At 70.7% G+C, this 20,495-nt stretch carries 23 protein-coding genes, 1 tRNA gene and 1 riboswitch; of the genes, 9 read left to right on the top strand and 15 right to left on the bottom strand.

Translation table 11 applies throughout. The features are described 5' to 3' along the window. Positions 1-95 precede the first annotated feature (95 nt). Positions 96-638, top strand: coding sequence for a TetR/AcrR family transcriptional regulator (locus ACZ6ZD_RS27535; protein WP_465676809.1), 543 nt, complete (start codon positions 96-98; stop codon positions 636-638). A gap of 88 nt (positions 639-726) precedes the next feature. Further along, positions 727-2,901, top strand: coding sequence for an MMPL family transporter (locus tag ACZ6ZD_RS27530; RefSeq protein ID WP_465676808.1), 2,175 nt, complete (start codon positions 727-729; stop codon positions 2,899-2,901). Between the two features lie 59 nt (positions 2,902-2,960). Here the strand turns inward: ACZ6ZD_RS27530 and ACZ6ZD_RS27525 are convergent. The 4 genes from ACZ6ZD_RS27525 to cmk all read right to left on the bottom strand — a co-directional run bounded on the left by ACZ6ZD_RS27525 (position 2,961) and on the right by cmk (position 5,884). Further along, positions 2,961-3,034, bottom strand: a tRNA-Pro gene (locus ACZ6ZD_RS27525). Between the two features lie 70 nt (positions 3,035-3,104). Beyond that, entirely contained in the window at positions 3,105-4,484 is a 1,380-nt protein-coding gene (gene der / locus ACZ6ZD_RS27520) for a ribosome biogenesis GTPase Der (RefSeq protein ID WP_465676807.1), read from the bottom strand. Further along, a complete protein-coding gene (locus tag ACZ6ZD_RS27515) occupies positions 4,477-5,205 on the bottom strand; it encodes a lysophospholipid acyltransferase family protein (RefSeq protein ID WP_465676806.1) in 729 nt (242 codons plus the stop codon). The genes der and ACZ6ZD_RS27515 overlap by 8 nt, the downstream gene beginning before the upstream one ends. After that, on the bottom strand, positions 5,195-5,884 hold the full coding sequence (gene cmk / locus ACZ6ZD_RS27510; RefSeq protein WP_465676805.1) for a (d)CMP kinase: 690 nt from the start codon (positions 5,882-5,884) through the stop codon (positions 5,195-5,197). The genes ACZ6ZD_RS27515 and cmk overlap by 11 nt, the downstream gene beginning before the upstream one ends. 66 nt (positions 5,885-5,950) lie before the next feature. Here cmk and ACZ6ZD_RS27505 point away from each other — a divergent pair, with 66 nt between their 5' ends. From ACZ6ZD_RS27505 to ACZ6ZD_RS27495, 3 genes are read left to right on the top strand one after another with little or no spacing between them, the layout of a single operon-like run. Further along, positions 5,951-6,823 (top strand): LysR family transcriptional regulator, encoded by an 873-nt coding sequence (locus ACZ6ZD_RS27505; RefSeq protein ID WP_465676804.1) that lies wholly within the window; start codon positions 5,951-5,953, stop codon positions 6,821-6,823. Between the two features lie 49 nt (positions 6,824-6,872). Then, complete coding sequence (locus tag ACZ6ZD_RS27500; RefSeq protein ID WP_465676803.1) at positions 6,873-7,925, top strand: tartrate dehydrogenase; 1,053 nt, start codon at positions 6,873-6,875, stop codon at positions 7,923-7,925. Beyond that, a complete protein-coding gene (locus ACZ6ZD_RS27495; RefSeq protein ID WP_465676802.1) occupies positions 7,922-8,803 on the top strand; it encodes an alpha/beta fold hydrolase in 882 nt (293 codons plus the stop codon). Before ACZ6ZD_RS27500 ends, ACZ6ZD_RS27495 begins: the two co-directional genes overlap by 4 nt. On the opposite strand, the gene ACZ6ZD_RS27490 is transcribed toward ACZ6ZD_RS27495, so the two are convergent. From ACZ6ZD_RS27490 to ACZ6ZD_RS27445, 10 genes are all read right to left on the bottom strand, one after another. Next, positions 8,800-9,864 carry a prephenate dehydrogenase gene (locus tag ACZ6ZD_RS27490; RefSeq protein ID WP_465676801.1) on the bottom strand — a complete coding sequence of 355 codons (1,065 nt, stop codon included), beginning with the start codon at positions 9,862-9,864 and terminating at the stop codon, positions 8,800-8,802. The genes ACZ6ZD_RS27495 and ACZ6ZD_RS27490 overlap by 4 nt on opposite strands. Further along, positions 9,861-10,229 carry a chorismate mutase gene (gene aroH / locus ACZ6ZD_RS27485; protein WP_465676800.1) on the bottom strand — a complete coding sequence of 123 codons (369 nt, stop codon included), beginning with the start codon at positions 10,227-10,229 and terminating at the stop codon, positions 9,861-9,863. Before aroH ends, ACZ6ZD_RS27490 begins: the two co-directional genes overlap by 4 nt. Before the next feature lie 41 nt (positions 10,230-10,270). Next, positions 10,271-11,143: a bifunctional 5,10-methylenetetrahydrofolate dehydrogenase/5,10-methenyltetrahydrofolate cyclohydrolase gene (locus ACZ6ZD_RS27480; protein WP_465676799.1), complete on the bottom strand. Its 873-nt coding sequence runs from the start codon at positions 11,141-11,143 to the stop codon at positions 10,271-10,273. A gap of 33 nt (positions 11,144-11,176) precedes the next feature. Continuing rightward, positions 11,177-11,268: riboswitch (ZMP/ZTP riboswitch) on the bottom strand. A gap of 30 nt (positions 11,269-11,298) precedes the next feature. After that, complete coding sequence (locus ACZ6ZD_RS27475) at positions 11,299-13,356, bottom strand: beta-N-acetylglucosaminidase domain-containing protein (RefSeq protein ID WP_465676798.1); 2,058 nt, start codon at positions 13,354-13,356, stop codon at positions 11,299-11,301. Then, the gene (locus tag ACZ6ZD_RS27470; protein ID WP_465676797.1) at positions 13,353-13,967 is read right to left on the bottom strand and encodes an NUDIX hydrolase; all 615 of its coding nucleotides are present in this window, start codon (positions 13,965-13,967) and stop codon (positions 13,353-13,355) included. Before ACZ6ZD_RS27470 ends, ACZ6ZD_RS27475 begins: the two co-directional genes overlap by 4 nt. Continuing rightward, positions 13,964-14,839 carry a proteasome subunit alpha gene (gene prcA / locus ACZ6ZD_RS27465; protein WP_465676796.1) on the bottom strand — a complete coding sequence of 292 codons (876 nt, stop codon included), beginning with the start codon at positions 14,837-14,839 and terminating at the stop codon, positions 13,964-13,966. Before prcA ends, ACZ6ZD_RS27470 begins: the two co-directional genes overlap by 4 nt. A gap of 31 nt (positions 14,840-14,870) precedes the next feature. Beyond that, positions 14,871-15,713, bottom strand: coding sequence for a proteasome subunit beta (prcB, locus tag ACZ6ZD_RS27460; RefSeq protein WP_465676795.1), 843 nt, complete (start codon positions 15,711-15,713; stop codon positions 14,871-14,873). 8 nt (positions 15,714-15,721) lie between these two features. Further along, entirely contained in the window at positions 15,722-15,931 is a 210-nt protein-coding gene (locus tag ACZ6ZD_RS27455; RefSeq protein WP_465676794.1) for a ubiquitin-like protein Pup, read from the bottom strand. Between the two features lie 70 nt (positions 15,932-16,001). Beyond that, positions 16,002-17,522 (bottom strand): depupylase/deamidase Dop, encoded by a 1,521-nt coding sequence (gene dop / locus ACZ6ZD_RS27450; protein WP_465676793.1) that lies wholly within the window; start codon positions 17,520-17,522, stop codon positions 16,002-16,004. 10 nt (positions 17,523-17,532) lie between these two features. Continuing rightward, a complete protein-coding gene (locus tag ACZ6ZD_RS27445) occupies positions 17,533-17,862 on the bottom strand; it encodes a MerR family transcriptional regulator (RefSeq protein WP_465676792.1) in 330 nt (109 codons plus the stop codon). A gap of 40 nt (positions 17,863-17,902) precedes the next feature. Between ACZ6ZD_RS27445 and ACZ6ZD_RS27440 the strand changes: the two genes are divergently transcribed. The 4 genes from ACZ6ZD_RS27440 (at position 17,903) to ACZ6ZD_RS27425 (ending at position 20,040) form a co-directional block, all read left to right on the top strand. Then, positions 17,903-18,037 (top strand): hypothetical protein, encoded by a 135-nt coding sequence (locus ACZ6ZD_RS27440; RefSeq protein WP_465676791.1) that lies wholly within the window; start codon positions 17,903-17,905, stop codon positions 18,035-18,037. Positions 18,038-18,040: 3 nt separating this feature from the next. Beyond that, the gene (locus ACZ6ZD_RS27435; protein WP_465676790.1) at positions 18,041-18,541 is read left to right on the top strand and encodes an NUDIX hydrolase; all 501 of its coding nucleotides are present in this window, start codon (positions 18,041-18,043) and stop codon (positions 18,539-18,541) included. Positions 18,542-18,613: 72 nt separating this feature from the next. Next, positions 18,614-19,198 carry an RNA polymerase sigma factor gene (locus ACZ6ZD_RS27430; RefSeq protein WP_465676789.1) on the top strand — a complete coding sequence of 195 codons (585 nt, stop codon included), beginning with the start codon at positions 18,614-18,616 and terminating at the stop codon, positions 19,196-19,198. Next, positions 19,195-20,040, top strand: coding sequence for a hypothetical protein (locus ACZ6ZD_RS27425; protein WP_465676788.1), 846 nt, complete (start codon positions 19,195-19,197; stop codon positions 20,038-20,040). Before ACZ6ZD_RS27430 ends, ACZ6ZD_RS27425 begins: the two co-directional genes overlap by 4 nt. On the opposite strand, the gene ACZ6ZD_RS27420 is transcribed toward ACZ6ZD_RS27425, so the two are convergent. After that, positions 20,037-20,387 (bottom strand): hypothetical protein, encoded by a 351-nt coding sequence (locus ACZ6ZD_RS27420; protein WP_465676787.1) that lies wholly within the window; start codon positions 20,385-20,387, stop codon positions 20,037-20,039. The genes ACZ6ZD_RS27425 and ACZ6ZD_RS27420 overlap by 4 nt on opposite strands. Between the last annotated feature and the right edge of the window lie 108 nt (positions 20,388-20,495).

The following is a 20,495-nucleotide window of genomic DNA, read 5'->3' as shown; positions in this document are numbered from 1 at the left end:
CTCATCATCCCCGCTGAGCGCGTGCGGGCGTGATCCGGGGCACAAAGCTGACCGATCGGTTGAAAACTGGCCGATCGGTCAGGCATGGTGAGGGTATGACGACTCCGGCGCGTGAGCGCACCCGGCACGAGATCGTGCGGCAGGCGATGGGGTTGTTCCAGGAGCGCGGGTTCGGGGCGGTGTCGCTACAGGACATCGCGACGGCGGCGGGCTGCTCGAAGGCGACCGTGCTCTACCACTTCAGCGGGAAGACGGCCGTGCTGGCCGCGGTGCTGGAGCCGCCGGCCGCGGATCTGGCCCGGGTGGTCGAGACCGCCGCCGGGCTGGACCGGGACGCGGCGCAGGAGTACGCGATCGACGAGTTCATCGAGATGGCGATCCGGTACCGCGGGGTGATGGACGTCGTCCAGGAGCTCATCCCCGTCATCCACGAGATCCCGGAGATCGCGCAGCTGGTGGCCGACGGCATCCAGTTGCAGCGGATCCTGGCCGGCTCCGACGACCCGCTCGAGCTCGGCCTGGCCGGGTTCGCGCTCAACGGCCTGATGGGCGAGTGCCGGCATCCCGGCGAGCACACCGAGGAGGAGCTGCGCCGCCTGGGCGACATCGGGCTGCGCCGCCTGCTCAGACCGAACTGAACCACCCGCGGTACCTGCATCACCGGCCCGCCGGCGTCCGACGGGCGGCCGCCCCCTGCCCGCACGCGACCGAACGGATCCTCTTCCGATGGCAAACCTGCTGTACCGGCTCGGCCGGTTCTCCTATCAGCGCCGGCGGCTCGTCACCGCGATCTGGGCGGTGATCATCGTCGCGCTGGGCGTCGGTGCGCTGACGCTCGGCGGCTCGACGACGAACACCTTCTCGATCCCGGGGACCGAGTCGCAGCGCGCGCTCGACGCCCTGAAGAGCGACCTCCCGGCGGCCAGCGGCGCGGCGTCCACCGTCGTGGTGAAGGCGCCGGAGGGTAAGACGCTGACCGATCCCGCCGTCCAGGCCGCGGTCGGCGCGACGGCTGCCAAGGTGGCGAAGCTACCGGACGTCGTCGCGGCGATCGACCCGTTCACCAGCAAGGCGATCAGCCCTGACGGGCGGACCGGCCTGATCAGCGTCCAGTTCGCGAAGCCGGCCGATGAGCTGAGCAAGGCGAGTACCGAGGCGTACGACGGCCTGGCCGGGCTGAGCAACGGCGATCTGCAGGTCGTCCCGGGTGGTCAGATCGTCGGCGGCGTGCCGGAGCTCGGCATCGCCGAGGTGATCGGCGTCGTGATCGCGGCGCTCGTGCTGGTGATCACGTTCGGGTCGCTGGTCGCGGCCGGGATGACGCTGCTGACCGCGCTGCTCGGCGTCGCGGCCGGGATGGCCGGTCTGTTCATCGTGACGGCGTTCACCGATGTCTCGTCGACCGGGCCGATCCTGGCGCTGATGCTCGGCCTGGCGGTCGGCATCGACTACGCGCTGTTCATCAGCTCGCGGCACCGCTCGCAGCTTGCCGAGGGCATGGACGCCGAGGAGTCGGTGGCGCGGGCGACCGCGACCGCCGGGTCGGCCGTGCTGTTCGCCGGGGCGACCGTGGTGATCGCGCTGGCCGGGCTGTCGGTGGTCGGCGTACCGTTCCTGACCGCGATGGGGATCGCGGCCGCCGCGACCGTGCTGACCGCAGTGCTGGTCGCGCTCACGCTGCTGCCGGCCATCCTCGGCTTCGTCGGGGACCGGGTGCTGCCGCGCAAGATCCGCAAGGCCCCGGCGGCCGTCGCGCCGAAGGAGGGCTTCGGGTTCCGCTGGGGCCGGTTCGTGACCCGCTTCCGCATCCCGATCGTTGCCGTGGGCATCGTTGGGCTCGGTCTGCTGGCGATCCCGGCCAAGGACATGCAGCTCGCCCTGCCGGACGGCGCCTCAGCGGCCGCCGGCTCGCATCAGCGCGTCGCGTACGACCTGACCGCCGAGGCCTTCGGGCCGGGCGCGAACGGCCCGCTGGTGGTCGTCGTCAAGAGCAACGATCCGGCGCGCTCCGACGCACTGGTCAAGGAAATCCTGGGCAAGGCCCCGACCCTGCAGGACGTCGTCGCCGCACAGCCGGCCGCGGCCAGCCAGGACGGGACGACGCGGCTGCTGCAGATCATCCCGAAGAGCGGACCGGCGTCCGAGGCGACCAGTGACCTGGTCAAGGACGTCCGCGCCGCGGTCAAGCCGCTGGAGACCGGCGGCGCGACCATCTCCGTCACCGGGAACACGGCCGTCGGCGTCGACGTCTCACAGAAGCTCGCCGACGCACTGCCGGTCTACCTCGGCCTGATCGTCGGGCTCTCGTTCCTGCTGCTCCTGCTCGCGTTCCGCTCGATCCTGGTCCCGCTGAAGGCGACGCTCGGCTTCGTCCTGACCATCGGCGCGACCTTCGGCATCACCGTCGCGGTCTTCCAGCAGGGTCACCTGGCGAGCCTGTTCGGGATCGACAACCCGGGCCCGATGGTCAGCTTCCTGCCGATCATCATGATGGGCATCCTGTTCGGCCTGGCGATGGACTACGAGGTCTTCATCGTCTCCCGCGTCCGCGAGGAGTTCGTCCACGGCAAGGAGGCCACCGCCGCCACCGTCGAGGGCCTCGGCCACGGCGCCCGCGTCGTCACCGCCGCCGCCCTCATCATGGCCTCGGTCTTCGCCGGCTTCATCCTCGTCCACGACCCGATCATCAAGGCGATCGGCTTCGGCCTCACCATCGGCGTCCTGATCGACGCCTTCGTCGTCCGGATGACGCTCGTCCCCGCCGTCCTCTCCCTCCTCGGCCGCGCCGCCTGGTGGTTCCCCCGCTGGCTCGACCGCCTCACCCCCAACGTCGACATCGAAGGCGAGTCCCTCCGCCCCGCCGCCAACCCCACCGACAAACAACTCGCCGACGTCCACTGACGCGAAACGCCACAACGAAAAAGGGGCACCGATCGAATCGGTGCCCCTTGATCTTTCCGTCGGGCTGACAGGATTTGAACCTGCGGCCCCCTGGCCCCCAGCCAGGTGCGCTACCAAACTGCGCCACAGCCCGATGCTCTCCCAGTAGGCCGAGCAGGAAGAACCTTACCCCATGGTGGGGGGTGGTTCTGACCGGGGTGGGGTTACTTCTTCTTGTTCTTCTGGCGGGCCCGGATCTGGACGTGGACGGGGCTGCCGACGAAGCCGAAGTCTTCGCGGAGGCGGCGTTCGATGAAGCGCTGGTAGGAGGGTTCGATGGCGCCGGAGGTGAAGATGGCGAAGGTGGGGGGCATGGTGGTGGCCTGGGTGCCGAAGAGGATCTTGGGCTGTTTGCCGGAGCGGACCGGGTGCGGGTGGGCGGCGACCAGGCGGCCGAGGAAGGCGTTCAGCTGGCCGGTGGGGACGCGGGTCTGCCAGCCATCGAGGGCGGCCTCGATGGCGGGGACCATCTTCTCCATGTGGCGGCCGGTGAGGGCGCTGATGTTGACGCGCGGGGCCCAGCGGAACTGGACGAGCTCGCGGTCGATCTCCTTCTCGAGGTAGTAGCGGCGGTCCTCGTCGACCAGGTCCCACTTGTTGTAGGCGATGACGAGGGCCTTGCCGGCCTCCTCGACGGCGTTCATGATCCGCAGGTCCTGCTCGGTCATCGGTTCGGAGGCGTCGATGACGACGACGACGACCTCGGCGCGCTCGATGGCGGCGTTGGTGCGCAGGGAGGCGTAGTACTCGTGGCCCTGGGCGTTCTTGACCTTGCGGCGGATACCGGCGGTGTCGATGAACCGCCACTCCTTACCGGCCAGCGTGATCAACTCGTCGACCGGGTCGACGGTGGTGCCGGCCAGGTCGCTGACGACGACGCGGTCCTCCTTGGCGACCTTGTTCAGCAGGGAGGACTTGCCGACGTTCGGCTTGCCGACGATGGCGACGCGGCGCGGCCCGCCGGTGGCGGCGTCCCGCTCGGGCGGGGCCTCGGGCAGCGCGGCCAGGACGGCGTCCAGCATGTCGCCGGTACCCCGGCCGTGCATGGCCGAGATCGGGAACGGCTCGCCGATGCCGAGCCCCCACAGGTTCATCGCCTCGGACTCGACCCGCTGGTCGTCGACCTTGTTGGCGGCCAGGACGACGGGCTTGCCGGACTTGCGCAGCACCCGGACGACGGCCTCGTCGGCGTCGGTGATGCCGACGGTCGCGTCGACCACGAACAGGACGGCGTCCGCCGCGTGGATCGCCACCTCGGCCTGGGCCGCGACCAGGGCGGCCAGGCCGACGGCGTCCGGGTCCCAGCCGCCGGTGTCGACGACGGTGAAGCTGCGGCCGGCCCAGTCGGCGTCGTAGGAGACGCGGTCCCGGGTGACGCCCGGGGTGTCCTCGACGACGGCCTCGCGGCGGCCGATGATCCGGTTCACCAGGGTGGACTTGCCCACGTTCGGCCGGCCGACGATGGCGAGGACGGGCAGCGGCCCGGTGTCTTCTTCGTCGTGGGTGGGCTCGGCGAACTCGTAGCCCGTGGGCAGGTCAGTCATCAGGGTCCTTCTTGTCTGGCGCACCCGGGAGCGGGTGACCGGTGGTTGCGACGGCGGCCTGGACATGGGCGCGCAGCACGTCGCCGATCTGGTCGGCCACTGCGCGTACGTCGGAGTGCCGCCGGGGAAAGGATACGCGGTCGACCGTGAACGGCTCGCCGTACACCACGTCGATCCGGGTTCCGGCCGGCGGGTAGTGCTCCACATCACCGCCGGGGAGCCTGGTCCCGAGCAGCGCGACCGGCAGGATCGGCGCGCCGGTGACCATCGCCAGGTACGCCGCTCCGAGCCGGATCCGGCCGAAATCGCCGGCGCCGCGCGTCCCCTCGGGGTAGATGTTCAGCACCCGCCCGTCGCGCAGCACCCGGATCGACTTGCGGATCGCGAGGTTGTCGTAGGTCGACCGGTCGATCGCGATCTGCCCGACCCGGTGCAGGAACCAGCCCTGCAGCCCGCCGAACGCCTCGATCTTGGCCAGCTGGTGCAGCATCCGGGGCGAGATCGCGCCGAGCAGCGGCCCGTCGAGCAGGCTCAGGTGGTTCGGCGTCATCAGCACCGGCCCGGTCCGCGGGAACAGCTCCTCGCGATGGACGGCGATCTCGTAGCGGCGCCCGAAGTAGACCCGGGCGCCGGCCCGCACCGCCAGGCCGAGCCGGTACGGCATCGACCGGACGTCGTCGGTCCGGGGCAGGTCGCGGTGCCCGGTCAGCTCAGCGGTCATGACTCTCGGCCGGGGCGGCGGCGGCCTCCTTGGCGAGCCGGCTGATCGTCTCGACGACCTCCTCCAGCGTCATGTACGTCGAGTCGATCGTGACCGCGCCGTCCGAGGCGACCTGGAACTCCGAGACGGTGGAATCGTCGGCGTCCCGGCGGACGATCTGGTCGCGCAGTTGCTCAGCGCTGATCGACCCGGCGCCCAGCTCGGCGCCGCGCCGCGCCATCCGGGCCTCCTGGTCGGCGGTCAGCAGCACCTTCAGCTCGGCGTCGGTGGCCACGACGGTGGCGATGTCGCGGCCCTCGACGACGATGCCGCCGCTCGGCTGGGCGTCGTCGATGATCGCCCGCTGCCGCCGGATCAGCTCGGCACGGACGTCGAGGTTGGTGGCGATCTTGCTGACCCGCTCGCTGATCCCCGGCTCGCGGATGGCGGCGGTGATGTCGGTGCCGTCGGCGATCACGTACTGGTTCAGCGGGTCGGTGCTCAGCTCGAGCCGCAGCTCCCGTGCGCGCTGCGCGACGGCGGCGGTGTCGTCCAGGTCGAGGCCGTGCTGGATCGCCGACCACGTCACGGCCCGGTACGTCGCTCCCGTGTCCAGGAACCGCAGTCCGAGCCGGTCGGCCACCCCCCGGGCGGTGCTCGACTTGCCGGAACCGCTCGGGCCGTCAACAGCGATGATCATGGATCGAGAATATCCGTGCGCCGAGCCACCTCCTGACCATGCCCTGGGGTGTGTGAAACTGCGGGAATGGATGCCCGGCATCTTCGCTACTTCCTGGCGGTTGTCGATCACGGCACGGTGAGCCGGGCGGCCGAGGCCCTGTACGTCGCCCAGCCCTCGCTCTCGCAGGCGGTCCGGGCGCTGGAGCGCGAGCTGGGCGCCGAGCTGTTCCTGCGGGTCGGACGCCGTCTGGTGCTCACCTCGGCCGGGGAGGCGCTGATCGAGCCGGCCCGCCAGGTCGTCCGCGGTCTGGAGCACGCCAAGGCCCAGGTGGAGTCGGTCAGCGGACTGCAAGCCGGGCGGATCGAGATCGCCGCGATGCCGTCGCAGTCGGTCGACCCGCTGGTCGGCCTGATCCAAGCCTGTACCGAGCGGCATCCGGGCCTGACCATCTCGGTCCGGGCGGCGTTCACGGTGGACGACGTCCTCGGTCAGGTCCGTAGCGGCGAGTCCGAGCTGGGTCTGCTGGCCGCGCCGGATCCGATCGAGGCCGCGGGCGTCGACGTCCACCCGCTCGGCCGGCAGCGCTTCGTCCTGGTGACTCCCCCGGACGGCCCGTTCGCCGATCAGGACGCCGTCCAGGCCGCGGAGCTGGCCGGCCACCGCGTCATCGTCGGCCAGCTCGGCAGCGGTATGCGTCGCGTCGTCGACAACATCCAGGCCGGCGGCGTCGAGCTGACCGAGGTGGTCGAGACCGAGCATCGCGAGATGATCCTCCCGCTGGTCCTGGCTGGTGTCGGTGTGACCGTACTGACCGACGCCTGGGCGCCCCTCGCTCGCCGCTCCGGCGCGCGCGTCCACCCGCTGCTCCCGGCCCGCCACCTCCACCTGGCCCTCATCAGCCGCCCGCAACTCACCCCGGCCGCCCGCGCATTCATAGCCGCAGCCGATAACGCGTAGTGGGCGCAGATCTTGGACCTAGCTCGGCAGCGCGTGGTGCGATCAGTACATGACCACGCATCGGATCGCGCTCATTCCCGGAGACGGCATCGGCCAGGAGGTGACGCCCGCCGCCTGTCAGGTACTCGAAACGGTCGGCAAGCGGCACGGCGTCACGTTCCGGTACGACGAGTTCGACTGGTCCTGCCGCCGGTACGCCGAGACCGGAGCGATGATGCCGGACGACGGCCTGGACCGGATCCGGCAGCACGACGCGATCTTCCTCGGCGCGGTCGGTGATCCGTCGGTGCCGGATCACGTGTCGTTGTGGGGTTTGCTGATCCCGATCCGCCGCGGGTTCCGGCAGTACGTGAACCTGCGTCCGGTGAAGGTGTTCGACGGCGTCCAGAGCCCGGTGCGCGGCGCCGAAGGGCTCGATCTGGTCGTCGTCCGGGAGAACGTCGAGGGTGAGTACGGCGAGATCGGCGGCCGGCTGAACCGCGGCTTCCCCGAGGAGCTCGCCGTCCAGGAGTCGGTGTTCACCCGGGCCGGGACGACGCGGATCGCGGAGTACGCGTTCCGGCTGGCCGCCGGGCGCCGCAACCACGTCACCTCGGCGACCAAGTCGAACGGCATCATCCACACGATGCCGTTCTGGGACGAGATCGTCGCCGAGACGGCCGGGCGGCATCCGGACGTCGGGTGGCGGTCCGAGCACATCGACGCGCTCTGCGCCAAGATCGTGCTCGATCCGGGCCGGTTCGACGTAATCGTCGGGTCGAACCTGTTCGGCGACATCCTCAGCGATCTGACCGCGGCCGTGGCCGGCAGTATCGGGATCGCTCCGGCGGCGAATCTGAACCCCGAGCGGGACTTCCCGTCCATGTTCGAGCCCGTGCACGGCTCCGCACCGGACATCGCCGGCCGCGGGATTGCGAATCCGCTCGGCGCGATCTGGACGGCCGCGCTGCTGCTGGACCATCTGGGGCACCCGGAGGCGGCTCACGAGGTCGAGCAGGCGATCGCCGGCGTCCTCGCCACAACCTCCGTGCGGACGCCGGACCTCGGTGGCACCGCGTCCACGGTCGACTTCACCCGTGCACTCCTGGAGCAGCTCCCGTGACCGTTCCCTTGCCAAACAACTTCCGCTACCGGACGGTCGACGCGGACGGCGTCCGGATCAACTGCGCGGTTGCCGGTGACGGCCCGCCGATCCTCCTCCTGCACGGCTATCCGCAGACCCATCTGATCTGGCATCACGTCGCACCGCTACTCGCGGCCGAACACACCGTCGTCCTCACGGATCTACGCGGGTACGGCGACAGCGACAAACCGGCTCCGAGTCCGGACAACCGTGAGTACGCGAAACGCGCGATGGCGCACGACCAGCTGCTCGTGATGCAGGCGCTCGGCTTCGACCGGTTCGCGGTGGCCGGTCACGACCGCGGCGCCCGGGTCGGCCACCGGCTCGCGCTGGATGCTCCGGAGGCGCTGACCGCGCTCGCCGTCCTGGACATCGTCCCGACCCGGCATACCTTCGAACATGCCGACCTGGCCTTCGGCCTCGGCTACTACCACTGGTTTTTCCTTGCTGCCGGCAACGGAATCCCCGAAGGTCTGCTCGCGGCCGCGCCCGAGCACTGGGTGACCGCGCGGATGCAGGCCCGTCACCACGGCGGGACGCCGTTCGATCCGGCGGCCGTGGCCGAGTACGTGCGCTGTTTCGCCGACCCGGCCGCGATCGCCGCGTCCTGCTCCGATTACCGGGCCGCGGCGACGATCGACCTCGACCACGACCGAGCGGACGCCGGTCGGCGCATCACCACTCCCCTGCTGGCGCTGTGGGGCCGGCGTGGGTTCGTCGGCGACAACTACGACGTACTAGCGGTGTGGCGCGAGTACGCGACCGACGTCCGGGGACGCGCATTCGACTGCGACCACTACCTGCCCGAGGAACGGCCCGAGCAGGTCGCCGAGGCGTTGCTGGAGTTCTTCGGTTAGCGGTGGACGACCCAGCCGCGCTCGGTGAGCACCTCGACCAGCTGGTCGACCGAGCCGGGTTTGACGTCCAGCTCGACCTCACCGGCCGGGCGGCCGGGGCTGTGGTCGATGCGCAGGTCTTCGACGTTGGCACCGGACTCCGCGGCGTCTGCGAACAGGCGAGCCAGCTGGCCCGGCCGGTCCGGAATCGTGACCAGGACGCTGACCAGGTCGATGTGCGGCGTGCCGTGCTTACCCGGCACCCGCACCGCACCTGACACGCCCCGAGCCAGGACGGCGGTCAGCTCGTCGCCCGACTCGCCCTTGCCCAACGCAACCAGCACGCGGTCCAGCTCATCGCGGATCTGCTCCAGCAGACCGGTCAGGGCCGAGGAGTTCGCCGAGACGATCTGCGTCCACAGGCCGGGGTCGCCGGCGGCGATCCGGGTCACGTCGCGCACGCCTTGGCCGGACAGCTGCAGGTGCGAGCTGGGCGCGTCGACGAGCGTTCCGGCCGCCAGCGACGACATCAGCTGCGGCAGGTGGGAGACCCGCGCAACAGCCAGGTCGTGGTCCTCCACCGGCAGCTCGACCGTCCGCGCGCCACAGGCCTCAGCCAGCCGACGCACGAGCGCGACCGCCTCGGCCGAGCTGGTGACATGCGGAGTGATCGCCCAGGTCGCGCCGTCGAACAGGTCGGCCCGGGCCGCCAGCGGGCCGCTGCGCTCGGAGCCGGCCATCGGGTGACCACCGACGTACCGGCTGAGGTCCTTGGTGAGCCGGCTCGCGTCGGTCAGCGGCTTCGACTTCACGCTGGCCGCGTCGGTGACGATCGCATCCGTGCGCTCCAGCTGCTCGGCGATCACCTCGCCGACGTGGTCCGGCGGTACGGCGACGACCACCAGCTGCGGCTCGATCTGGACCAGCCGCGACCCGGCTCCGATCCGCTCGGCCATCAGCGCGTAGTCGGGGTTCGCGTCGACCAGCTCGACGACTACGCCGAGCCGGGTCAGCGCGAGGCCGATCGACGTACCGATCAGGCCGGTACCGACGATGCGGACCGGGCCGCGCAGCTCGGTCACTGCGCGCCCGTCAGATCCGGCCGGAGCGCGCTGGCGCCATGCAGGTAGACATGCTGGATCTTGTCCCGCGAGCGCTGCGTCTCGGTGTGCACCATCATCCGGACCACCCGCGGCAGCGCGTGCGGGATGTCGATCTCCTGCATGCACATCAGCGGAACGTCGGTGAGCCCGATCTGGCGGCCCGCGACGGCCGGGAACTCCGAGTGCAGGTCGGGGGTGACGGTGAACAGGATGCTGATCAGGTCGTCGCTGTTCAGATCGTTCGCCTCCAGGACGGCCTTCACCAGCTCGGCGGACCGCTCGAGCAGATGCCCGCGCTCGTCCACATCCAGCTGGGTGGCTCCCCGGATCGCCCGCACCGCCACGGCATTCCTCCTGTTCGCACTACTTCGACAACGTATACAGCCTAGGCCAGACCGGCCACGGACTGGACAGCCGTCTCGGTTTGGGCCTGTGCGGCGTCCACCGTCTGCTCCAGCAGCAGCGCGATCGTCATCGGCCCGACCCCGCCCGGCACGGGTGTGATCAGCCGCGCCACCCCGGCCGCCTCGTCGAAGTGCACGTCGCCGACGTTGCCCTCGTTGTACCCGGCATCGACCACGACCGCGCCCGGCTTCAGCCAGTCGCCGCGGACGAAGTTGGCCTTGCCGACCGCGGCGACGACGAGGTCCGCCGTCCGGACGATGGCCGGCAGGTCGACGGTCCGCGAGTGGGTGTAGGTGACGGTCGCATCCGATGCCAGCAGCAACATTCCGGCCGGCTTACCGAGAATCGGGCTGCGGCCGATCACGACCGCGTGCGCGCCGGACAGCGGGACGTCGTACGCCCGCAGCAGCCTCAGGATGCCGCCCGGCGTACAGGACCGGAACCCGGGCTCGCCGAAGGCCATCGCCGCGAACGCGTGCATGGTGACGCCGTCGACGTCCTTCGCCGGATCGATCGCCTCGAACGCGGCCCGCTCGTCGATGTGACCCGGCACCGGGTGCTGCAGCAGGATGCCGTGCACCTCCGGGTCGTTCGACAGTTCGGTCAGCGCGGCGACCAGCTCGGCCGTCGTCGTCTCCTTCGGCAGCACCACGCTGCGCGACCCGATCCCAGCCTTCTTGCACCGGTTCTGCTTCATCCGCACGTACGTCGCGGACGCCGGGTCCTCCCCCACCAGCACGGTCGCCAGACACGGCTGGACGCCGGTCGCCGCACGCAACTGCTCAGCGCGGACGGCGGCGCTGGCCACCATCTCGGCGGCGATCTCGGTCCCGATCATCAATTGAGCGGTCATGGCACGCACACTCCCTCTGGGCATCGACAACAGGTCGGTTGCCCAGGCGCGCGGCTGCGGCCGGCAGCTGCCGGCAGACCGTTCCCCGGTGGTCTTCCACCTCAACGCCAGTAGCGGTCCGCCAACCAGTTTAGGCGGCACCGGCGTACAGGCCCCTAGGTGGTCCGGACGTCGAAGGTGCGAACCACCAGCCAGCGCTCGGTATTGGCGGCGAGCGCCCGGTAGCGGACGTAGCGGGCCTTGCCGCCGACCACGGCCTGGACGTCGGGCGTGGTCGCGCGGGTGATCTCGCTCCACGAGGCGCCGTCGGTCGAGATCTCCAGGACACCCGAGTGGATGAAGTCGTCGGGGCTGGTCGGCTCCGCCATCAGCAACGTGACGGTGGCGACGTCGTACTCGGCGCCGAGGTCGACGCGGATCTCGTCGTCGATCGCGGGCGGGCTGCCGGTGGAGAAGAACGTCGCGGGGTCGCCGTCGAGGATGTGGCTGACGGCGTGCCGGCCGGCGGCCGGTTGGGAGCTGGACGCGGTGCGGACGGTCGGAAGGCCGCGCGCCCGGTCATGGGCGCGACCGGCCTCGATGACGAACAGGTCGGCAACGCCGTCGGCGATCCGCGGATAGGTCTCGGAGTGTGGCGTGGTGTGGTCGCGGATCGCGGTCGCGCGAGCGACCAGCTCGTCGAGCTCGGCGCGGGTGCCATCAGCGGATTCGTTGCCATCGGCGACTTGTTCGAGGAGGTCGAGGGCGCGCTGGAGCGCGCGGCCCCAGAGCTCGGTGGCGTCGAGCCAGGAGGCCGTCTCGGCCGCGATCGGGGTGCGGCCGAGGACGGCGGGCGTCTGCTCGATGGCCTCGAAGACGCCGCGCAGCGCGGCGGCGGCTTCGGGACCCGCGCCGGCCGACCAGAAGTTGGCGATCTCGGCGGCGAGGACCGGCGCCTGGGACTGGTGCAGGGTGCCGTCGTAGGTGTTGAGATCGGCGAAGAGCGTCAGGGCCGCGATGGTGTCGGGGTCACCGGCGGCCAGCTCGGCGATCGCGCGCAGCCAGGACGCCTGCTCGTCGTACGTCGCCGGGCTCCAGCCGTAGTCGGCGAACGAGTGGACCGCGAGTTTGCTGGTCCGCGCCTGGTTCATCGGGTTGGAGATGACGCCGACGACGTGGTCGGCGACGCCGGCCTCGCGGCCCGAGTACGCGCCGAGCAGCAGCCGGCCGGGGACGTAGTCGTTGACCGGGAAGTTGTCCCAGATCAGGATATCGTGGCCGAACACGGCCTTCGCCTCGGCGGCCTCGGCGGCGGTGATCCGCTCCGGGATGACGGCCGTGCCGGTCCAGTGCACGATGACGGCCGGGTCGAGCTCTTCGCGCAGCGCCTGTTTGTACGGCGTCTCCAGCGCGTCGTAGTACTCGGTCGGGACCATCTGCAGCCGCGCGACGTCGGGCTTCGCGGCGACCCACTCCCGCTGGATCCGATTCAGCAGGCCGGACTGCGCACGCCCCGCGGCGGCGCCGTCGGAGCCGTAGTCGATGTCGTCCAGCGGCACGTTGAAGACCCGCGCGCCGATGCCGTAGAGGGCCTCGAACTTCGCGATCAGGGCTTGGTAGTCAGCGTCGTCGTCGTACCGCATCGACAGGCCGGGCGAGAGCGCGAAGGTGAAGTCGACCTTGTTCCGGGCGGCGCGCTCGATCAGCTCGGCGAGCTCGGCGAGCTTCGCGGCCGGGTACGGGTCGCGCCACTGCTCGCGGTGGTACGGGTCGTCCTTCGGCGCGTACTGGAAGGTGTTCAGGCGGTGCGCGCCGAGGTAGTCCAGGTGGTCGAGACGTTCCGCATGCGACCACGGCGTCCCGTAGAAGCCCTCGATCGAGCCGCGGTACTGCAGAACCGGGGCGTCGCGCAGCTCGAGCTCGGGCAGCTCCCCGCCATCGGCGAGCGCCGCGAAGGCCTGGGCGGCGTAGAAGGTGCCGCGGGCGTCGACCCCTTCGAGGACGACGTCGTCGGCGCCGATCGCGAGCACGTAGCCCTCGGCGGGCAGCCCGTCAGCGGGCTCGACACCGAGCCGGGCCGACGCCTCGGCTGAGCCGCCGAGCCAGATGACCGGGCCGGCGTCGCCGATCTCGGCGCCGATCGCGGTCAGGGCGGCGCGGACGACACGCTCGGCGTCCGGGTCGGTGGTCGGGCCGTGGCGCAGGACGACGGTCGCGCCGAGAGTCAGAGTCATAGCAATCCCGCGTGGTCGAGGGCGAGGTAGGCGGCGTCCGTACCGGTCATCGCCCCTGGGGTGCGCAGCTCGGCGCGGAACTCGTCGACGGTCAGCTCGACCGGGACGCAGTCTTCGGCATCGTCGAGCTGCTGGACGCCGTCCGGGCGGCAGCCGCGCGCGATACCGACGTACTTGCGGAACATCGAGGACGTGCCGGCCCAGACCCAGCCGACCACCTCCAGGCTCTCGCAGGTGTACCCGGTCTCCTCGAGCAGCTCGCGCGCGCCGCCGACCCCGGGCTCCTCCCCCGGCTCGATCAGCCCGCCGGGCAGGTTGGTGACGACGCTGTCCGGACCCGGGCGGAACATCCGCACCGTGACGATCCGCCCCTCCGGCGTCAGCGGCAGCACGGTGATCCCCCGAGCGATCGCCTCGGTCGACTCCGGGCCGGTCACATCCCAGTCGACCTCATGGCCGCTCGGCATCCGGTACCGCCGGACCTTCACCGTCAGGAACCGCTTGTAGGCGACCTCTTCGCCCAGCAGCTCCCACGGCAACGGATCAGCAGGACGAGACGACTCGGCCGCCACCTGGTCGGTGACGGCCGAGTTCGCGAGGTTGTCGGTCACAGGGGACGGGTGTCGTCGGGGTCCTCCGGCGGCGCGACGGGCGCGTCGTCGTCGGCCGAGGACGCTCCCCCGGTGGCCGGGCTGTCGGCGCCGGTCGAACCCGCGGCGTCGCCGTCCTTCGAGCCCTCGTCGACCGCGTCGTCCGTTTCGTCCGCAGCCGGCTCGGCGGCCGGGCGGGACTCGGCGAGGATGCGGGCCAGGGTCTCGTCGCTGATGCGCTTGAACTTGCGGACCTGCGCGCGCGTCCGGTCCAGGACGGCGACCTCGAGCTGGTCCGGCGTGAGCTCCCGGACCTCGTTGCTGTCGTGGCCGAGGGCGTCGACGGCCAGGCGCAGCGCGCCCGCCAGCGAGATGCCCTCCTGGAAGTGTTCGCCGACGTACTCCGCGACCTGCTCGGCCTGGCCGCCCATGACGGCGTAACCGCGGACATCCGCGATCGAGCCGTCGTAGGTGAGCCGGTAGATCTGGTCCTCGGCGGTGCTGGCGCCGATCTCGGCGACCAGGATCTCCACCTCGAGCGGCTTCTCACCACCGGAGGAGAAGATCGCGCCCAGGGTCTGGGCGTAGGCGTTGGCCAGGGCCCGGCCGGTGACGTCGCGCCGGTCGTAGGAGTACCCGCGCATATCGGCCAGCCGGACGCCGGCGATCCGCAGGTTCTCGAACTCGTTGTACCGGCCGACGGCGGCGAACGCCATCCGGTCGTAGATCTCGGCGACCTTGTGCAGCGCGGGCGAGCGGTTCTCCGCGACGAACAGGATGCCGTCGGCGTACTGCAGGGCGATCGCGCTGCGCCCCTTGGCGATCCCCTTCCGGGCGAAATCCGCCCGGTCGCGCATCAGCTGTTCGGGCGAGACGTAGAACGGCGTGCTCATCGAAGGTGTCGTCCTCTATCAGTCGATGGGATCAGGTCAGGGACGCCGAGGCGGGGCCGTCGGGACGGTTGTGCCGCTGCGCCCAGGCCGCGTCGACCAGGGTGGCGACCTCGTCCTCCGGGAGCCGCTGGTAGCCGTCGGCGGTGACCACTCCGACCACCGGGAAGATCCGCCGCAACATGTCCGGACCGCCGGTCGCCGAGTCGTCGTCGGCGGCGTCGATCAGCGACTGGATCGTCACCGTCGCGCACTCGGTCGCGGACAGGTCCTCGCGGTAGAGCTTCTTCAGCGCGCCCCGGGCGAACAGCGACCCAGAGCCGACACTGTGAAAGTGCGTCTCCTCGTACCGGCCGCCGGTGGCGTCGTAGGAGAAGATCCGCCCGCCCTTGCGGTCGTGGTCGTAGCCCGCGAACAGCGGCACCACGGCCAGGCCCTGCATCGCCATCGCCAGGTTGCCCCGGATCAGCGCGCTCAGCCGGTTGGACTTGCCGTCGAGGCTGAGCGTCGTGCCCTCGAGCTTCTCGTAGTGCTCGAGCTCGACCTGGAACAGCCGGACCATCTCGATCCCGAACCCGGCCGATCCCGCGAAGGCGACCGCCGAGTACTCGTCGGCCGGGAACACCTTCTCGATATCGCGCTGGGCGATGATGTTGCCCATCGTGGCCCGCCGGTCGCCGGCCATCACGACGCCACCGGGGAAGGTGGCGGCCACGATCGTCGTACCGTGCGGGACCTGGTCGGAGAAGTCGGCCTGACCCAGGCTGCGCCGTCCGGGCAACAGGTCGGGCGCGTGCCCGGCCAGGAAGTCCATGAACGAGGTGCCGCCTGGGGTCAGGAAGGCTTCCGGCAACCGGCCGGAGGCGTCAAATGTCATCGAGCGGTTCACTCCCCACCCTTTTGCACGAACCCGCGGACGAACTCCTCGGCGTTCTCCTCGAGCACCTCGTCGATCTCGTCCAGGATCGAGTCGACGTCCTCGTCGAGCCGCTCCTTGCGCTCGGCGACGTCCTCCGAGGTCTTCGCCTGCTCGACCTCTTCCTCGTTACTCGACCGCTTCGGCTGCTTGTGCTGCTGCCCGCCGTCCTTCGCCATCGCAAACACCTCCTAGAACCGCAGTGAGAGAGACGCCCAACCGACCCTCTCGTTGCTTCTAAGAGCGACCCTACCCGGCGGCACCCCCAGTGATGGTGCGAACCAGGTCACTCGCGGTGTCGCACTGGTCCAGAAGCGCTCCGACATGGGCCTTGGTACCGCGTAACGGGTCCAGCGTCGGGATCCGTTGCAGCGACTCCTTGCCGGGCAGATCGAAGATCACCGAGTCCCAGGAGGCGGCCGCGACCTGCGGCGCGTACTGCTGCATACAGCGGCCGCGGAAGTAGGCGCGGGTGTCGGTCGGCGGGTGCGCGACGGCCATCCGGATCTCCTCGTCGGTGACGAGGCGCTGCATCCGGCCGGCGGTGACGAGTTTGTAGTAGAGGCCCTTGTCCGGGCGCAGGTCGGCGTACTGCAGGTCGACCAGGTGCAGCTTGGGGTCGTCCCAGTCCAGGCCGTCGCGGTCGCGGTAGGACTGCAGCAGCTTGTACTTCGCCACCCAGTCGAGCTGGTCGGCCAGCTGCATCGGGTCGGTGGCGAGCTGGTCGAGGACCTGCTCCCAGCGGCGCAGGACGTCCTTGGTCTGCCGGTCCGCGTCGTCGCCGTACTTGTCCTCGACGTACTTACGGGCCTGCTCCAGGTACTCGGTCTGGAGCTGGACGGCGGTCAGCTTGCGGCCGTCCTTGAGCGTCATCAGATGCGTGCAGGACGGGTCGTGGCTGATCTCGTGCAGCGCGGTCACCGGCCGGTCGACGCCGAGGTCGTCGGTCAGCCAGCCGTCCTCGATCATCGCCAGCACCAGCGACGTCGTCCCGACCTTGAGGTACGTCGAGATCTCGGACAGGTTCGCGTCGCCGATGATCACGTGCAGCCGGCGGTACCGGTCGGGGTTGGCATGCGGCTCGTCGCGGGTGTTGATGATCGGCCGTTTCAGCGTCGTCTCCAGGCCGACCTCGACCTCGAAGTAGTCCGCGCGCTGGCTGATCTGGAAGCCGTTGGCGTTCCCGTCCTGCCCGATGCCGACCCGGCCGGCGCCGGTGACGACCTGGCGGCTGACGAAGAACGGCGTCAGGTGCCGCACGATCGACGCGAACGGCGTGGCCCGGCGCATCAGGTAGTTCTCGTGCGAGCCGTAGGAGGCGCCCTTGTTGTCGGTGTTGTTCTTGTAGAGGTTCAGCTGCGGGGCGCCGGGGATCTGCCGGGCCTGCCGCGCGCCCTCCATGATCACCAGCTCGCCCGCCTTGTCCCAGACGACGGCGTCCCGGGGGTTGGTCGTCTCGGGCGCGGAGTACTCCGGGTGCGCGTGGTCGACGTACAGCCGGGCGCCGTTGGTGAGGATGACGTTGGCCAGGCCGGTCTCCTCGTCGGTCAGCTGGCTGGAGTCGGCGACCTCCCGGCTGAGGTCGAAACCGCGCGCGTCCCGCAGCGGGTGCTCCTCGTCGAAGTCCCACCGGGTCTTGCGCGCGAGCGGCTGCGTCTGGGCGTAGCCGTTCACCACCTGGCTCGAGGTCAGCATCGGGTTGGCCCCGGGCTGGCCCGGCACCGAGATGCCGAACTCGGTCTCGGTTCCCATAATGCGCCGCACACTCATATTCCCGAGCCTACGCGGTCCTGGCCGCCCCCGGCGTGCTCATCGCCTCGTGTGGACCGTTTGCCGCCGCTTCGAGCAGTACGTCGAGCACCTGTCCGGACCGTTCGAGCTGGGCCAGCGCGGCCGTCACCCGGGCCCGCTCGGAGCGCAGCTGCCCCACCTGGGTGGGGCAGCCGGTCAGAGTGGGCTGGTCCGGATCACCCGAGATGCACTCCAGCAGCCCCCCGATCCGCCCTGTCGGCAATCCGACGGCCAGCAGGTTCCGGATGTGCCCGACACGCTCCAGATCGGCGTCGGCGTACTCGCGGTAGCCGTTGTGTCCCCGCGTCGGCTGTAGCATCCCCCTGCTCCGTGGGCGGTCAACGTCGGCGGTGCGGCGCATGTCGCGCCCGCACGGGTCAGTGGCACCCGGTACTGCGTTCGCCCCGGATGCGATCGCCGAGAAGTACTGGGCGCTCCACCAGCAGCCGCGGGACCAGTGGGATCAGGAGGTGCACTACACCGGCATCATGTGAGACATGGATGAACTGGTGGCTCTAGTCGACGCCGACGGTGTGGTCTGCGGTTCCGCACCGCGCTCAGTGATGCGGCGAGACAACCTGCGGCACACTGCGACCGGCGTCGTCGTCCGCAATCCGGCCGGCGACATCTACGTCCACCGCCGGACGCCGTCCAAGGACGTCTACCCGAGCCACTACGACTTCGCCGCGGGCGGCGTCGTGGCCGCCGGCGAGGAGCCGTACGACGCCGTCGTCCGCGAGTTGGCCGAAGAGCTGGGTATCACCGGCGTCGACCTGGTCAAGCTTCCCGAAGGCGACTACGCCGACGATCACACCCGCTACCACGCCTACCTCTACACGTGCGTCTGGGACGGCCCCGTCACCCACCAGCCCGAAGAGGTCGCCTGGGGCGCCTGGATGCCGGTCGCGGAGCTCGCGGCCCGGCTCGACGACCCGCAGTGGCTCTTCATGCCCGACACGGTCGGGCTGCTCGGCGCGTACGTGCGTGGCCTGGTCTGATGCAACCATCGGCGGCACGAGTGGCCACTACCCGATGTGAACATCATCCTGACCGACGAGACGGAGCCCCTGATGGGATCGCCGGACTCGGACCACGAGCTGTGGAACCGCCTCCGCGAAGGTGATCGCTGGGCGCTCGGAGAGCTGTTCGACCGGCACGCCGACGCGGTGCACGCGTTCGCGTTCCGGCGGACGGCGTCCTGGAGCACCGCCGAGGACGTCGTCCAGGCGACGTTCCTGATCATGTGGCGGCGCTTCCAGCGGGATCCACCGGGCCCGTTGACGGCGACGAGCGCCCGTGGGTGGCTGCTCGTCGTCGCGGGCAACGAATGCCGAACGGTGGCCCGCACCGCCGCCCGGCTCCGCGGCCTGGTCAACCGGCTGCCGGATCCGGAGCCTGACCAGGACCATGCCGGGGACGTCGCCCGGCGGCTCGACGACGAGCAGCGGATGTCGGAGATCCGCCGCGCGGTCGGCAAACTGCCGCGCCACGAGCGGGAAACCCTCGAGCTGGTCGTCTGGGCCGGTCTGACCCAGGCGGAGGCCGCGGACGCGCTCGGCGTACCCATCGGCACCGTCAAGGCCCGGCTGCACCGGACCCGGCGCCGCTTCCCCGATCTGATCACTCGCACCGCGCTTCTGGAGGATCTGTCATGACCGTCAAACTCGACCCGCCGGACGCACCGCTCAGCCCTGAGCAGCACCGCCGTCTCCGCAGTCAGCTGCTGGCCAGGACGGCGCCGACGACCAGATCCGCTGCGCGCTGGGTGGCGCCGATCGTCGCCGTCGGGGCGGTGGGCGCTGTGGCGGCCGGTGCGTTCGTTCTGGTCCAGGAGCCGCACGGGCAAGCGGGGCCGGCGGCCAATCCGACGCCGAGCACGAAGCCGATCTCGACGCCGGTCCCGACGAGGGCTCGGTACGAGACCGGATCGACGCCCAATCCGATCGACGACCCGCAGCCGCCGCGGTCGATTCGGGTGCTGCCGTTCCCGACGTCCGTCGATCTCGGCTCCATGCCGGTCGGCGAGGCGGCAGACAAGTCCTGCCAAATCGGTGGGCAGCCGGCCGAGGTGGTCTGGGGACGGCGCGTCCCGCACATCGAGCCCGGCAGCCGGATCAGCACGCTGATCGTGCAGAACACCAAGGGCGTCGCGATCTGCCAGCCCACGATCGGGCTGGTCTCCGTCGACGCGGCGCGGTGGGCCGAGCAGCCCGACGCGCGGCGTCCGCTGGTCGAGCTCGGGAAGGGCGAGTTCGACGACGGGCCGACGACGATGTACCGCCAGCAGTGGACGGCGTACCGGGCGCACCCCGACATCGCGCGGATCGAGTCGCGCTACGTCTGGAAAGGCGGGAGCGAGGCGTGGATCAAGGGCGTCGTCGCCGACGGTTTCGCCTACACCGATGTCCGCGCGATCCCGTTGGGCACCGGAGCCGGCCTGCGCCAGGAACTACGGGCGTACGACGCCGCGGGCCGTCCGGTCGATCTGACGCCCTAGCGCCGGCGGCCCAGCGAACGGGCGAGGTTGACGCCGACGATGCCCGCCCGGCTGACCACCACGCCGAACGGCCCGATCATGTCCGCCGAAATGGCCGTGATCGGGACGGCAACCCCCAGCGACACGATCGCCAGCGCCAACCCACCCGGATCCCGCTCCTGCCCCGCCCGCGCCACCGCCTGCCCCGGTCGCGCGGGCGCCGGCACACCCTCACCCCGCCGCTCCACCGCACGAGCCTCGAGCCGCTCCAAGAACCCCTCAACAATCGCGTCCTCGTACTCAGCCCCCAGCTCCTGCCGAGCCGCCACCGCCGCCCGCAGATCCCTCCGCACATCCTCCGTCGCCATACCCCAAACGCTAGAACCCATCGCCGCACCCAACCATCCGGGGAAACCCCGGCCGCTCCCCCGCCACCAGCCAGGGACAGCCGGGGCAACAGCCCACCCCCGACCCGC

This window comes from Kribbella sp. NPDC104218 (assembly GCF_055584105.1).
This window is presented reverse-complemented; position numbering and strand designations above follow the sequence as displayed.

What these genes read in the sequence shown, in the direction of transcription:
- ACZ6ZD_RS27425 (WP_465676788.1), top strand. Translation starts at nt 19,195, where the DNA reads ATGACCGTCAAACTCGACCCGCCGGACGCACCGCTCAGCCCTGAGCAG.
- ACZ6ZD_RS27505 (WP_465676804.1), top strand. Translation starts at nt 5,951, where the DNA reads ATGGATGCCCGGCATCTTCGCTACTTCCTGGCGGTTGTCGATCACGGC.
- dop (WP_465676793.1), bottom strand. Translation starts at nt 17,522, where the DNA reads ATGAGTGTGCGGCGCATTATGGGAACCGAGACCGAGTTCGGCATCTCG.
- ACZ6ZD_RS27420 (WP_465676787.1), bottom strand. Translation starts at nt 20,387, where the DNA reads ATGGCGACGGAGGATGTGCGGAGGGATCTGCGGGCGGCGGTGGCGGCT.
- ACZ6ZD_RS27515 (WP_465676806.1), bottom strand. Translation starts at nt 5,205, where the DNA reads ATGACCGCTGAGCTGACCGGGCACCGCGACCTGCCCCGGACCGACGAC.
- ACZ6ZD_RS27430 (WP_465676789.1), top strand. Translation starts at nt 18,614, where the DNA reads ATGGGATCGCCGGACTCGGACCACGAGCTGTGGAACCGCCTCCGCGAA.
- der (WP_465676807.1), bottom strand. Translation starts at nt 4,484, where the DNA reads ATGACTGACCTGCCCACGGGCTACGAGTTCGCCGAGCCCACCCACGAC.
- ACZ6ZD_RS27535 (WP_465676809.1), top strand. Translation starts at nt 96, where the DNA reads ATGACGACTCCGGCGCGTGAGCGCACCCGGCACGAGATCGTGCGGCAG.
- ACZ6ZD_RS27440 (WP_465676791.1), top strand. Translation starts at nt 17,903, where the DNA reads ATGTCGCGCCCGCACGGGTCAGTGGCACCCGGTACTGCGTTCGCCCCG.
- ACZ6ZD_RS27475 (WP_465676798.1), bottom strand. Translation starts at nt 13,356, where the DNA reads ATGACTCTGACTCTCGGCGCGACCGTCGTCCTGCGCCACGGCCCGACC.
- cmk (WP_465676805.1), bottom strand. Translation starts at nt 5,884, where the DNA reads ATGATCATCGCTGTTGACGGCCCGAGCGGTTCCGGCAAGTCGAGCACC.
- prcA (WP_465676796.1), bottom strand. Translation starts at nt 14,839, where the DNA reads ATGAGCACGCCGTTCTACGTCTCGCCCGAACAGCTGATGCGCGACCGG.
- ACZ6ZD_RS27500 (WP_465676803.1), top strand. Translation starts at nt 6,873, where the DNA reads ATGACCACGCATCGGATCGCGCTCATTCCCGGAGACGGCATCGGCCAG.
- ACZ6ZD_RS27455 (WP_465676794.1), bottom strand. Translation starts at nt 15,931, where the DNA reads ATGGCGAAGGACGGCGGGCAGCAGCACAAGCAGCCGAAGCGGTCGAGT.
- ACZ6ZD_RS27480 (WP_465676799.1), bottom strand. Translation starts at nt 11,143, where the DNA reads ATGACCGCTCAATTGATGATCGGGACCGAGATCGCCGCCGAGATGGTG.
- ACZ6ZD_RS27445 (WP_465676792.1), bottom strand. Translation starts at nt 17,862, where the DNA reads ATGCTACAGCCGACGCGGGGACACAACGGCTACCGCGAGTACGCCGAC.
- ACZ6ZD_RS27530 (WP_465676808.1), top strand. Translation starts at nt 727, where the DNA reads ATGGCAAACCTGCTGTACCGGCTCGGCCGGTTCTCCTATCAGCGCCGG.
- prcB (WP_465676795.1), bottom strand. Translation starts at nt 15,713, where the DNA reads ATGACATTTGACGCCTCCGGCCGGTTGCCGGAAGCCTTCCTGACCCCA.
- ACZ6ZD_RS27435 (WP_465676790.1), top strand. Translation starts at nt 18,041, where the DNA reads ATGGATGAACTGGTGGCTCTAGTCGACGCCGACGGTGTGGTCTGCGGT.